The sequence below is a fragment of the Paenibacillus sp. VTT E-133280 genome, from assembly GCF_002264385.1.
Classification (GTDB): domain Bacteria; phylum Bacillota; class Bacilli; order Paenibacillales; family Paenibacillaceae; genus Paenibacillus_AQ; species Paenibacillus_AQ nitricinens.
The window spans coordinates 39,374-52,686 of sequence record NZ_NFUX01000057.1 but is presented as its reverse complement, the minus strand read 5'-3'; the positions used below and the strand labels follow the sequence as shown (position 1 = coordinate 52,686).

The 13,313-nt window shown below is 40.5% G+C and carries 15 protein-coding genes; 11 read left to right on the top strand and 4 right to left on the bottom strand.

From position 1 onward, the window contains the following. Positions 1 to 637 precede the first annotated feature (637 nt). The 5 genes from CA600_RS22170 to CA600_RS22150 all read left to right on the top strand — a co-directional run bounded on the left by CA600_RS22170 (position 638) and on the right by CA600_RS22150 (position 3,996). The gene (locus CA600_RS22170; RefSeq protein ID WP_094872982.1) at positions 638 to 1,282 is read left to right on the top strand and encodes a hypothetical protein; all 645 of its coding nucleotides are present in this window, start codon (positions 638 to 640) and stop codon (positions 1,280 to 1,282) included. Positions 1,283 to 1,490: 208 nt separating this feature from the next. After that, positions 1,491 to 1,694, top strand: coding sequence for a DUF5316 family protein (locus CA600_RS22165; RefSeq protein ID WP_094872980.1), 204 nt, complete (start codon positions 1,491 to 1,493; stop codon positions 1,692 to 1,694). Between the two features lie 392 nt (positions 1,695 to 2,086). Continuing rightward, positions 2,087 to 2,584, top strand: coding sequence for a DUF4352 domain-containing protein (locus CA600_RS22160; protein ID WP_143812181.1), 498 nt, complete (start codon positions 2,087 to 2,089; stop codon positions 2,582 to 2,584). Between the two features lie 132 nt (positions 2,585 to 2,716). Further along, complete coding sequence (locus CA600_RS22155) at positions 2,717 to 3,217, top strand: cupin domain-containing protein (RefSeq protein ID WP_179281701.1); 501 nt, start codon at positions 2,717 to 2,719, stop codon at positions 3,215 to 3,217. After that, entirely contained in the window at positions 3,214 to 3,996 is a 783-nt protein-coding gene (locus tag CA600_RS22150; protein ID WP_373455902.1) for an MBL fold metallo-hydrolase, read from the top strand. The genes CA600_RS22155 and CA600_RS22150 overlap by 4 nt, the downstream gene beginning before the upstream one ends. Positions 3,997 to 4,120: 124 nt before the next feature. Here the strand turns inward: CA600_RS22150 and CA600_RS22145 are convergent, their stop codons facing one another. The 4 genes from CA600_RS22145 to lexA all read right to left on the bottom strand — a co-directional run bounded on the left by CA600_RS22145 (position 4,121) and on the right by lexA (position 6,598). Further along, entirely contained in the window at positions 4,121 to 4,699 is a 579-nt protein-coding gene (locus CA600_RS22145) for a hypothetical protein (protein ID WP_094872974.1), read from the bottom strand. 234 nt (positions 4,700 to 4,933) lie between these two features. Further along, positions 4,934 to 5,314 carry a hypothetical protein gene (locus tag CA600_RS22140; protein ID WP_094872972.1) on the bottom strand — a complete coding sequence of 127 codons (381 nt, stop codon included), beginning with the start codon at positions 5,312 to 5,314 and terminating at the stop codon, positions 4,934 to 4,936. Between the two features lie 147 nt (positions 5,315 to 5,461). Beyond that, complete coding sequence (locus CA600_RS22135) at positions 5,462 to 5,800, bottom strand: L,D-transpeptidase (protein ID WP_094872971.1); 339 nt, start codon at positions 5,798 to 5,800, stop codon at positions 5,462 to 5,464. A gap of 171 nt (positions 5,801 to 5,971) precedes the next feature. Beyond that, on the bottom strand, positions 5,972 to 6,598 hold the full coding sequence (gene lexA / locus CA600_RS22130) for a transcriptional repressor LexA (RefSeq protein ID WP_042188849.1): 627 nt from the start codon (positions 6,596 to 6,598) through the stop codon (positions 5,972 to 5,974). Between the two features lie 295 nt (positions 6,599 to 6,893). Here lexA and CA600_RS22125 point away from each other — a divergent pair, with 295 nt between their 5' ends. From CA600_RS22125 to metH, 6 genes are all read left to right on the top strand, one after another. After that, positions 6,894 to 7,307 (top strand): LysM peptidoglycan-binding domain-containing protein, encoded by a 414-nt coding sequence (locus CA600_RS22125; protein ID WP_179281700.1) that lies wholly within the window; start codon positions 6,894 to 6,896, stop codon positions 7,305 to 7,307. A gap of 109 nt (positions 7,308 to 7,416) precedes the next feature. Then, on the top strand, positions 7,417 to 7,626 hold the full coding sequence (locus CA600_RS22120; protein WP_042128334.1) for a DUF896 domain-containing protein: 210 nt from the start codon (positions 7,417 to 7,419) through the stop codon (positions 7,624 to 7,626). Positions 7,627 to 7,675: 49 nt separating this feature from the next. Further along, complete coding sequence (locus CA600_RS22115) at positions 7,676 to 8,203, top strand: hypothetical protein (protein WP_094872968.1); 528 nt, start codon at positions 7,676 to 7,678, stop codon at positions 8,201 to 8,203. Between the two features lie 33 nt (positions 8,204 to 8,236). Beyond that, on the top strand, positions 8,237 to 9,022 hold the full coding sequence (locus CA600_RS22110) for an HAD family hydrolase (RefSeq protein ID WP_094872967.1): 786 nt from the start codon (positions 8,237 to 8,239) through the stop codon (positions 9,020 to 9,022). Positions 9,023 to 9,281: 259 nt separating this feature from the next. Then, the gene (locus tag CA600_RS22105) at positions 9,282 to 9,713 is read left to right on the top strand and encodes a FixH family protein (RefSeq protein ID WP_094872965.1); all 432 of its coding nucleotides are present in this window, start codon (positions 9,282 to 9,284) and stop codon (positions 9,711 to 9,713) included. 174 nt (positions 9,714 to 9,887) lie between these two features. Beyond that, complete coding sequence (gene metH, locus CA600_RS22100; protein ID WP_373455903.1) at positions 9,888 to 13,265, top strand: methionine synthase; 3,378 nt, start codon at positions 9,888 to 9,890, stop codon at positions 13,263 to 13,265. Positions 13,266 to 13,313 lie beyond the last annotated feature (48 nt).

Here is a 13,313-nt window from a genome sequence, read left to right as displayed (position 1 = left end):
CTTACGACAACAGCGGCCGGAAGTCCAAATGTTCTCCGTAGTTATAACTGACTCCTTAGATGTAGGTCTCAAATTAGTGGAAACTTTTTCAATGGCCTCCCTTTGGCGTTGAGGTTTTTTTCTGTGGGGGATTTAGTTATGATGTCCATAGAACTTCGCAAATGTTTATGCTATGAGCAGGCAAAAGGCCACCTTTACAAGTTTAATGATGGTAAGCAGCAAGGGGTTAACGCTAATGCCAAACGCTGAATATACAATGGTAGTATATAGTTTTCCTAGTCATGCTTCATTGCTCCTTTTAAATATACCTCTGTTATAATCGAAGTAAAAGACGCTTGGGATTCTCATTTTCCCTTCGTTCAAAACCCTTTGTTGGGTTTGATTTTCGGGTTCAGTTAGATGAACACGAGGACGATGTTTATAATGGCTGTGAATAAAGTGATGATGACGTCCACAGCTTTAATCGTACCCTGCCTTTCCTCACGGCGTCTTTCTCTTCTTTTTTATAATTACAATATTTGGTTTAGGATTGCAAATCAAATATCGTCCGGATTACAGTTATTGTTAGGAAATGTTTAGATTACAGATGATATAGTAAATACCGCAACCGATGTGGATACATAAGGGGAATTCATTAATGTGGAAACCTAAGATTCAGCAAATATTTAAGTACGTATTTATTATAATATGTATTGTAGCCTTTGGAATTTTCATCTACCCTGGAATATATAAGTATGATAAACTCGATCAAAAATTTCCGGTATTGATCAATCGAATAACAGGGGAAACAAAGATACTTTTTAGCGACTCTTGGTCCACTGTTGGCAATATAGATGCAAAATTAAGTGAGTTTGAAAGCTATAAGAATGAAATATTAGAAGCGATAAATTCACAGAATGAACAAATCAAAGAAAGTGTTATAGAAAGTGTACAGGCAGAATTAGATCATGGGAGAAAGCAGTTGATTACTGAAACTGCAAGCGAACCAAATCCAACATATGAAGATGGAACATCAGTGTTTGATGCAGTAAGGAATAGAGACAGAGGGACAGAATCTGCATCAGAATTCATAGCCAGTAGTAAGGAAGCATCAATTAGCTCAATTGGAATCACAAAGTTTGGACTCGGTGATACTAAAGAAACAGTTAAAAAGTCTATGGGAACACCAAGCTCTATAATCAATGATGGAGACACATGGTTTTTTGGTTCATCTATTGTTAATTTTGACAACGGAATCGTAATAGGATGGGTCGATCCTCTTAATGCCTTAAGTCTAGAATAGATCCTATCACCATACTCAATCGGGTATGGTCTTTTGTTGTGCACCAATACGAAACGGGTCAGGGATGAGTATGTGAGTCGGCTTCATGCCATCGAATGGAAAAGGAGAATACCCATACATCATTTTAACTTTTCCGATTAGTAGTGGAGAATAATGTTAGAATATCTTATATATAGATATACAATACTTTCCTGGGAGGAGCACTAATATGCGCATATTCATATATATAGGACTGGCTTTTTTTGTGATCTCTGGTATATGTGTTGGAGGATTTACGACAGGTACTCAGCAAAGAGGGAATTTTTATTCGGAATCCAAAGAAGACCGTAAAATTAAAAACAAAGTAGCGAATTGGACTGCTTTAGGAGGGATTCTCTCCTTGGTTATAGCTGGACTCTTATATTTCTTGTGATCTTTACTTCACTCAAGTTCAAGCGTGGTAAAGAGTGCAATACATGACTTTTTACAAGAACCTTTAGACCCTTGATGTCTTTGCCGTTGAGGTATTTTATATTTATAGTTCTAGTAAAATGGAATTTAATATAACAGTCACAATTATTCTTATCATCTGACATTATTTTATATTTTTCTTGCAAAGGTATATCTTTCATAGGATAATATGGGTATATTTTCCTAGCAAAAGTTGGAAATGGATATTATCTGAGAGGAAGTAGAATATTGAAAACAAAGAAACCTTTTTTTTAAAAATGGTGGTTTTGGCTTATTATTGTTTTTGTTGTAATAGGGGTGATTGGATCACAGGGGAATGATAGTGAACCTACAGTATCAAAATCAGAACCAACAGTGGCAAAGGTAGATGATACTGCAGCAACAGAGAAACCGGTCGAAACGGAAAAGCCTACCAGCAAGCCTACTGAAGAGCCAAAAGAAACGATGATAACTGAAGTTGGACAAACCATCACAACTAAGAATTTTAAGCTTACAGTTGAATCTCTTGATAAGCCTAAGGGAAACGATTATGTAAAACCATCAGAGGGTAATGAGTTTGTAGAAATCGGAATTATACTTGAGAATATTTCCAGTAAAGATTATATGGTAAGCTCCATGCTAATGTTCAATGCGTATCAAGACAGCTTCTCTATAAATGAAGATCTCATGGCTCATACTTTGGATAGTCAAATAGGAACAATGGACGGCGCTTTAGCTGCGGGAAAGAAAATTCGTGGCAAACTAGCTTACCAGCTTCCTAAGGATTGGAAAGAACTTGAAATCAATACTGATTTTACGGTTTTAAGTTTTAGTTCAGATGGAGAAATCAAAATCGTTCTTCAAAATAAATAGGATATCTCACATATAAGAGTCTCGCCAAAGCTGGCGGGGCTTTTTCATTGTTAAACCTAATAATCATTATTTACATAAAGTACCAAACCGATTATATTGAAAGAACGGCATAAAGGATGAGGGGTGTTATATTTGGCGAAGATTTTTAATGAAAATACAGTTTCGTTTAAGCAAAAGTTATCACCGATCCCTGAGTTTGCTTGGCATACGAGTGAGAGGTTAGCTGAGATCGCTAATTCTAAACATCTTGTCTTCGACATAAGATCGCTTGATCCAGATAAGTATTCCTTTCCTTATCATTTTCATAGAAACGCGGAAGAAATATTTGTGATTTTGACGGGAAAAGCGATGTTAAGAACTCCCGAGGGTTTTACTGAGGTTTCTGAAGGTGATGTGCTATTTTTTGAAATGGGACCTGAAGGAGCGCATCAACTTTATAATCATACGGATGCACCTTGCAAGTATCTTGATCTCCGAACGAACCAGGGCATAGATGTTTGCGAATATCCGGACTCAGGTAAAATTAACATTCTCCCCTATCAAGAAATTTATCAGGCAGATCAACAAGCAGACTATTATAAAGGTGAAGAGCAGGTAAGGGAGAAATGGAACGGAATGGAGGTTCATACTTGATTCAAGATCGATGGTTCACAGTCACGAAAATTGATCCACTTACTTATGCAATCAGTGAATATGGACATTGGGAAAAGGTACACTCTTTTTTGCTGTTAGGGGAAGGGAAAGCGGTGTTGATTGATACGGGATTAGGCATCGATAATATAAAAAGAATAACGGATCAGTTAACGGAGTTACCTATCGCTGTCATCACTACGCATGTGCATGCAGACCATATAGGCAGTCATGGACAATTTGAGACGATCTATGTTCATAAAGAGGATGAGGATTGGCTAATTAATGGAATACGAGGTTTGTCCCTTGCCCAGATCAGAAAAGATATGAGCCGAGATATTACTCTACCTGTTCCTGAGACGTTTGATCCTAATACGTATACGCCTTTTCAAGGGAAACCAACTGCTCTATTGCGAGAGGGAGATGTGCTTGATTTAGGCGGGCGTAGATTAGAAATTTACCACTCACCGGGTCATTCACCAGGTCATATTAGCATCTTTGATCATGCCAACAGGTATCTGTTTACAGGAGATTTGTTGTATGATGTTACGCCAATTTATGCTTTTTATCCCTCTACTAGCCCGGCAGATTTAGTGGCTTCTTTAGAAAAGATTGCGCAAATTCCAAACGTATCTCAAGTATTCGGTTCTCATAATACGTTGGGTCTAGATCCAGCTATTTTGCAAGAGGTTATGAAGGCAGTTCGTGAATTACGTGAACGAGATCTTGTCGCTCATGGTACGGGTATTCATCAGTTTAACGGATTTAGTGTGCAGTTTTAAAATAAATGTTGGCTGCAGCAAAAACGGGCCTCCCAAAAGGACCGTTTTTTGTCATTCCTTAAGATTTTCAAAATTTCTAATTTGGAAAAGTAAAGTGAAGTAATAAGGGGCGAAAGAGGTGTGTTTATTCGGATACGATCGACCTAAAGAACGCATGCAATTGCTGTACCTGGGAGTAAGCTTCTTTGTACTGATTGTCGGATTGTTGAATGGGCAATAAGCCTGGCAAGAAGGAAATGCTATACATAGGTATTTCATTGCTATTCATGTATATTTTAAGCGTAAGTTCCTCGATAACATCAGCCTCTTCGTCAGCGCTATTAAGCACATTAATATCCGCACTTGAAGCAGTTGTTTTACTGTTTTGTTGTCTTTTAGATACCTTTGAAAGGGTTAGTGCGTTAACGACAATCTCTGAACCCAATACATTTTCGAAGGAGTATAGCTTTGCTATAGCCTTTTTTCTTGTTTTCGGATCGCTGGTGCCTATAGCTATTTTTTTATAAGATTCGTTAAGCGCGATCAAGTGAGATTGATTGGGGGGAATGAATGTTTTGGTGAATATGATGTTAAAAGAGGAGATTGCGTTTAAGAGCTTAGACAGTTCAGAAGAAGTAGATAGTTTTTTCAATTCTAGAATACCGGCACTTAGCATTAAGACTACCCCTAAAATGCCAAACATGTACATCAAAAAAATCAGCATCTAACCACACCTCCAATGATCTCAGTAGAGCAAGGTTTATTGCTTATTGAAAGATATGCTTGAATCCTCTCTACTAGTATCTGTTATAATCGAAAATCGTGGGAATTTAGGAAACGACTACTGATTAGAAAAAGAGAAAGCACCCAGAGTTCTGCCGATTTTGCAAGCTAAATGCAAAATTGGGGCAACTGCTGAGTGCTTTGTTGAGAGCTTTTTAAAATAAATATGTCTAAATCATAAGAAATTGAAGGCTGTGATTTGATCGGTATAAACAATTAGCTGTTTGTATTCGATCGGAGATTCATAGCTAGCATAGGGTCTAACAGAAACATCATTAAGGACTACAAAGTTATAACTGAAATTTTTATCGGGATGTTCCGCACCTAAATAAGATATGTATTCATCTACAATGACATCATCCATTAGAGATTTTAAGTCAAAAACATCCTCTTTATTGGAGGTAGAAGGGGAGATGGTCCCTTGAATACTGCCAAATGAGGTGAGTAGATTTACTTTTTTTCCACTAGCTTGATCGTTATTTAACAATAAGCCAGAGAGTTTAACAAGTGCATCGACTTTAAAATCGACGAGGGTTCTAATTTTTGAGTTGTTCAAAACGAAACACTTCCTTTCAATTTGAAATCCTGTTAACATTATTCGACATATAACCACATAATTCCTATTAGGTCATCAAAAATACATAAATACAAACACGCCCCCTCCGTTAAGCAAAGAGTGAGGCGTGTTTATCTATGGATAGATTTAATTTCTGATCGTTACTAGTGTTCCAATTGGAACAATCGCAGCTAGTGCTAACACATCCTCATTGTACATACGAATACAACCATGGGATACTTCGTGCCCTATGGATGAGGGATCATTATTTCCATGTATCCCATAGTGAGGCTTAGATAGTCCCATCCAAAAGACCCCAAATGGACCGCCTGGATCGGGTTGTTTATTAATGATTGTGAATTCACCGAGTGGTGATTGAGTTAACATTTTACCGATTCCGACTGGGAAGCCCCTGATCACAATGTCGTTATCAAGAAGATAAAGCATACGCTGCGTCAGATCAACTATAATCCGGTAATTTGGCATTGTGCACACTCCTTTCTAATTAAGATATGAGCAGGATGCCTAAACGGTTATTCTTAAAAATGGTCATTTTAGCCTACGGGAACATATGTTCCGGATGGGAGTTAAGCTAAATGCATAGAAAAAAAGGCTGCTCCGCATTCGCGGAACAGCCTTTTTGGTAGGAGTGCATACTTAGTGGATATCTCGAAATAATCCGATAACTCTGCCGAGAATGGTCACGCGATTAAGGCGAAGAGGCTCGTACGCCGGATTCTCCGGCTGAAGACGTATATGATCACGTTCTTTATAAAAAGTCTTAACGGTTGCTTCATCTTCTTCGGTCATAGCTACAACGATATCTCCGTTATCAGCCGTTTGTTGTTGACGAACAATAACATAGTCGCCATTCATAATCCCAGCTTCGACCATACTGTCACCTTGAACCGATAACATAAATACTTTGTTATCTCCAACATAGTGTGTTGGAAGGGGAAAGTAGTCTTCAATATTCTCAGTAGCAGTGATAGGAACCCCGGCGGTAACCTTACCTACGACAGGAATTCGAGCGACGGTTTGTGCGAAATGGTGCACATTCTCAGAATCCTCTTGGCCAAGCAATTCTATCGCACGAGGCTTCGTTGGATCTCGACGGATAAGTCCCTTCTTCTCTAGCCGATCCAAATGACCGTGAACTGTGGAGCTGGAAGCAAGACCAACAGCTTCTCCAATCTCCCGGACGGAAGGAGGATAACCCTTGCTGCGGACTTCGCTACGTATAAATTCCAGGATCGCCAGCTGGCGACTTGAAATCTTTGACATTGGAATCAACCCCATATAGTAATGTTTGGGAAAATTATAACATAGAACTACCGTTCGCACAAACATAAGTTCTAACTATTATAAATATTAATTCGATAGAGTTAATAAATGGTAGTCTTGTATTGATTACATTTCCTTCATCTAAATGGTAAGAGCAGGTTCTTAGATGAATAATATGGTAAATATTGACCTCTGAAAAAAAGAGAACAATTGTTCTAAAATAGTATTGAACAAAACACATGTTCGTGTTATTATGATTTTGGAAGTGAGAACAAGTGTTTGGAGGATGATATTCATGTTAAAATACAGTACATACCGTAGCATCTACGATAAAGCCCCAGTGGTTGAATCTTTAGGACATAATCCTATTACCCGTTATTCAGCTCAGATTAAAGAAATCACAGAGTTTTTGCTTGAAGGCTTGATGCGTTTGTTCCGTAGAGATTTTGTTATTAAGCTGACATTGATCATTGTGCTCGTACTATCAGGACTTACAGTAGTGGGTAATGTATTTGCAGGATCTACTACTTTAATGAAGGATGAGAAGCGCGTAGTGGTTGAACGTGGAGATACACTTTGGAGTATTGCTCTTGAGAATAAACCTTCTGATATGAAGACGGCTGTATATATAGAAGGAATTAAAAAATCCAATGGCATAAAAGGTAGTCAGATTAATGCTGGAGATATTCTCTCTTTACCTATTTATTAATATTCTAAGAACATATTAAGAGGACATGAAGAGCTTGCAGGGAGTAAACCTTGACAAGCTCTTTTTCTCATGGCAGAGTTAGAATTAATTTATAAGGGGAGGGAAAGTTTTGAATATTGATGAGTTGGTCGCGCGTATTAACGAATTGGCACGCAAACAGAAGAGCGTAGGCCTTAATCAAGAGGAAACGGCGGAACGCGCCAAGCTTCGGGAAATTTATTTGGGGAATATCCGCAATAACTTTCGAGCACAATTGAATACGATTGAATTGGTTGATAATGATGAGCATGAACAAGGTAACAAGGGGCTTAAGCATTAACACCCTGTTCCTTTTCATAGATATTTCTGGATGACTAGGGGGAACGCATATGGCCCGTTCTTGGGAAAGAATGGTTCAACGCAACACGCAGCAAATCAACAAGCAAAGAAAGAAACAGGGGAAGGAAACGATTTACGCATCTAAATCTAAATCTCCTGGGAAGAACACCGAAACCTTTAAAGGCCGTAACATTGCATTTCCAGTAGTGTTATTAGTGCTAGGTACTATGTTTTGGATGATTGGTTCAGTGGACCAAGCCAAAGGTAATGGTATGCTTATGAACTGGTTAGGAGTCGTTTTGTACTACTTACTAGCAGCACTTCTGTTCTTCCGACGTCCGTACTTGAAGGTAGAGAATGCTAGACTATCTACTATAAAATTCAATCGCGAACGCTATCTGCCAGCTTCTGATATTGAGAAAATCATCCTCTCGCGTGGAGCAGTTGTCATTAAGCATAAAGGCAAACGCACGAAATGGATTTTTACCAGACTTATGAATCGTTATGATACAACTGCAATGGGGACTAGACTGGAAGCATTCGCAAAAGCTCACCAAATTGAAGTAATTCACGAATAGAAATTAACCAGCCATGGGAGAGGGAGACCTGTAATGCCAATTTCCGCCGTACTATTTGACCTTGATGATACACTGCTCTGGGATGATCGGAGCGTCAATGAAGCATTTCGTTCTGCATGTGAAGCCGCCGGGGATACGATTGATCCACAAGAGCTGGAAATTGCGGTGCGTAAAGAAGCCATAGGACTTTATGAATCCTACGAAACGAACCCGTTTACAAAAATGATTGGGATTAATCCGTTTGAAGCACTTTGGGGGAACTTTACTGCAGGTGAACAGCCGGAATTTCGTCAATTGGAGCAGCTTGCACCGGGATATCGTAAAGAGGCATGGCGTCGTGGTCTTGCAGCACTTGGTGTAGAGGACGAAGCTCTTGCTGGGACATTAGCAGCCAAATTCGCAGCAGAGCGTAGAAATCGGCCTTACATTTATGATGAAACGATTCAGGTGCTTGAAGAGCTGCAGGGTAAAGTGAAGCTATTGCTTCTGACCAATGGTTGCCCTGCATTGCAACAAGAAAAACTGGATGGTGTACCCGAAATCGTTCCTTTCTTTGATCACATCGTGATTTCTGGAAGCTTCGGCAAAGGAAAGCCGGATAAGGAAATTTTTCTGCATGCCCTAGAGCTTTTGGATATTTCACCTGAGCAAGGCGTTATGGTCGGAGATAAGCTTACAACGGATATTCGTGGTGGGTTGGCAACAGGTTTGACTACGGTTTGGATTAATAGAAAAGGCAAACAGCCAGATCCGGAAATTCAGCCGGATTATGAAATCAAACATCTTGGAGAGCTTCTATCATTAGTCCAATCTTTATAAATTTGAGCTGAGGCTTTCATTCATTTAAGCTTTAAGAAGGCAGTGAGTTCCTAGTTACTAGGAGACTTGCTGTCTTTTTTATATCTACATCATTTTTAGTACGATAGATGAGATTTACTAGTATATGATCTAAGTCACAAGAGTTTAGCTGAATTGCTGCGAAATACTGAAAAACCAATAATAATGTGTATAATAGATGGAGAATGTATAACATGAATTGGTAGATTCTTAGTATTCAAATCGACTGGGAGGAATCTAAATGAAGATTTCAAGAACAATAGTTCCTTTATTATTAGGCGCAACACTTTTAGTATTGGGAGGATGTTCATCAGACCAATCTAAACATTCTGGCGTACATAATATGAATATGAACATGGACATGTCTATGGAGCCTATTAAGGTTGAGTTACATTGGAGTCCTGAAGAGGTTGTTGTAAATCAGAAGGTGACCTTTGAGGCGGTGGTGACGCAAGACAACAAGGCAGTGGATGATGCGAAAGAGGTTCTGTTCGAAATTGTGAGCAAAGATGATAGTGAACAGAAAATTGAATTTAAAGGGAAGCTAGTCGGTGATGGAATCTATCAAGCAGAAGGAACACTTGCGAAAGAAGGACAATATATTGTTACATCACACGTAACTGCAAGAACTCAGCATTCTATGCCTAATAAAGAACTCTCTGTGAAACCATAATTAAAAGAATAGCATTTCCTGTGATTACAGATAATGCAGAGTGGAAAGGAAGGCTTTTCGAAATTCCTTTATTCTGCTAAACTTACTCTAATGTTTTACTGGGGGGACTATACGTTGGCTAAATATACACTTGAGGAAAGCTTACAACAAAGAATATTAATTCTAGATGGTGCCATGGGCACAATGATCCAACAGGTGCCTTTGACAGGTGAGGATTTTGGTGGGGAAGAATTGGACGGCTGTAATGAAATGCTAGTATTAACCCGTCCAGAAGTCATTCAGACGATTCATGAGCAGTATCTTGAAGCAGGTGCTGATCTCATTGAAACGAACACATTTGGTGCAACGTCTGTTGTACTTGCTGAATATGATATTCCGCAGCGGGCTCGTGAAATTAATCTGGTTGCAGCAAAGCTAGCCCGCAATGCCGTTGATAAATATGATTCACCAGATCGTCCCCGCTATGTCGTAGGTGCGATGGGTCCTACAACAAAGACACTCTCTGTTACAGGGGGTGTCACTTTCCAAGAGCTCGTTGATAGCTACGAGGAACAGGCAGTGGCATTGATTGATGGTCTTGTAGATGCATTATTGCTTGAGACCTCTCAGGATACGCTGAACGTGAAAGCTGGAAGTATAGGTATTCGAAATGCATTTGAGAAGACGGGTATCAAATTGCCAGTGATGATCTCGGGAACAATAGAGCCGATGGGCACCACACTTGCCGGTCAGAACATTGAAGCATTCTATATTTCTTTAGAACATCTGAAGCCTATCTCTATAGGTCTGAACTGTGCGACGGGTCCAGAGTTTATGCGTGATCATATTCGTTCACTTTCTGCAATCTCTTCTGCTGCTGTGAGTTGTTATCCGAACGCTGGACTGCCAGACGAGAATGGGCATTATCATGAATCTCCTGATTCGCTTGCGCGTAAAATTGCTGCGTTTGCAGAAAAGGGATGGCTTAACATTGCTGGGGGTTGCTGCGGAACGACCCCGGAACATATCCGTGCTATGTCTGAGGCGCTTTCACAATTCCCTCCACGTCCGCTTGCAGGAAATCATCCACCGGCACTTTCAGGGATTGAACCTATTTATATTGAGAACGACAACCGTCCATACATGGTAGGCGAACGTACGAATGTATTAGGATCACGCAAGTTTAAACGTCTTATCGTCGAAGGTAAGTATGAGGAAGCCTCAGAAATTGCCCGAGCACAGGTGAAGAGCGGTGCGCAAGTGATCGACGTCTGCGTGCAAGATCCGGACCGTGATGAGACTGAAGATATTAAGCTGTTTCTAGAATTGGTTGTAAAAAAGGTTAAAGTTCCTTTGATGATCGATACTACCGACCCTAATGTTATTGATCTGGCATTACAGTACTGTCAAGGTAAGGCGATAATTAACTCTATTAACCTTGAAGATGGTGAAGAAAAATTCGAGCTGGTCACTCCTTTGATTCACAAGTATGGCGCAGCTATTGTTGTGGGTACGATTGATGAGACTGGACAAGCGATCAAGGCTACGGATAAATTGGAAGTTGCTAGACGTTCTTATGACTTACTGGTGAATAAGTACGGTTTAGCGGCAGAAGATATTATATTTGATACGCTTGTGTTCCCTGTAGGCACCGGGGATGAACAATATATCGGCTCGGCCAAAGAAACAATAGATGGCATTCGTTTGATCAAAGAAGCTCTTCCAGGTGTTCATACGATCTTGGGGATCAGTAACGTTTCCTTTGGGTTACCGGAAGCTGGACGTGAAGTGCTGAACTCAGTATTCCTCTATGAGTGTACTAAGGCTGGCTTAGACTATGCGATCGTAAATACCGAGAAGGTAGAACGTTATGCTTCTATTCCTGCTGAAGACCGTCGTCTTGCTGAGGAGTTAATTTATAATACGAATGACGACACGCTTGCTGCTTTTGTTGCCGCCTTCCGTGGGAAGAAGATTGAGAAAAAAGAAAAAATTTCTAACCTGTCCCTAGAAGAGCGCCTGGCTTCTTACGTGGTTGAAGGCACGAAAGAAGGGCTCATTCCGGATCTGAATGAGGCGCTTACCAAATCAGGACCTTTGGAGATTATCAATGGTCCGTTAATGGCAGGGATGTCAGAGGTTGGACGATTGTTTAATAACAATGAATTGATCGTTGCCGAAGTGCTGCAAAGCGCTGAAGTAATGAAGGCTTCTGTTGGTCATTTGGAGCAGTTTATGAAGAAGGATGAGACATCGGTAAAAGGTAAAATCATGCTAGCAACCGTAAAAGGTGACGTACATGATATTGGTAAGAATTTGGTGGAGATCATCTTATCGAATAATGGTTATCAGATCATTAATTTGGGTATAAAAGTACCACCTGAGACCATTATCGAAGCGTTTCGTCGAGAAAAAGCTGATGCGATCGGATTGTCTGGACTGCTCGTAAAATCGGCACAGCAAATGGTGCTGACTGCACAAGACTTACGGACGGCAGGGATTGATGTGCCGATTATGGTGGGCGGTGCTGCTCTGACTCGTAAGTTCACCAAAACACGGATACGCCCTGAGTATGATGGTTTAGTACTGTATGCTAAGGATGCTATGGATGGACTTGATATTGCTAATCGGCTGATGAACCCAGTTGAACGGGAGAAAATTGCCGAGGAAATTCGCGTGGAAGCTGAAGCGGCTGTTGCGGTAGCTCCAAAGCAAGAGCTTCCTAAGCTAACAAGAGCAGTACGCTCCAAAATTTCTCCAGATGCTCCTGTATTTGTTCCACCGGATTTAGAACGTCATGTCATTCGTAATTATCCATTGGGGCATATTATCCCTTATGTGAACATGCAAATGCTGCTGGGTCATCATCTGGGACTACGTGGTTCTGTAGAAGCTCAGTTAGCTGCTGGTGATCAACGGACTGTTGAGTTAAAAGGGACTGTGGATGACATTCTACATCAAGCGATGCTGGAAGGTACGATTACTCCTCATGCGATGTATCAATTCTTCCCGGCACAATCCAGTGGTAACGATATTATCGTGTATAATCCACAGAATACAGCCGAGATTCTGCATACCTTTACTTTCCCAAGACAAGGTGTAGAACCTTATCTCTGTCTAGCAGACTTTTTGAAGTCGGTCGAGAGTGGAATTATGGATTATGTTGGTTTCTTAGTAGTAACTGCGGGACACGGTGTTCGTGAACTCTCAACAGCCCTTAAGGACAATGGAGATTATTTACGCTCACATGCCTTACAATCTGTAGCGCTAGAGATCGCAGAAGGATTAGCGGAGCGTGTTCATCACATGATGCGGGATACATGGGGTTTCCCAGATCCTGCCGATATGACCATGAAACAAAGACATGGAGCAAGATATCAAGGGATTCGTGTATCCTTTGGTTATCCGGCATGCCCAGATCTGGAAGATCAGGGACCACTATTTAAGCTACTATCCCCGGAGGATATCGGTGTCCATCTTACAGAAGGCTTTATGATGGAGCCTGAGGCATCCGTTTCGGCGATGGTTTTCGCTCATCCAGAGGCGCAGTATTTTAATGTAGAGAAGCTGTAATTCTTTCATTTTTACACCTGGTCTGTAGGGAGATTGTATCCCTATCAG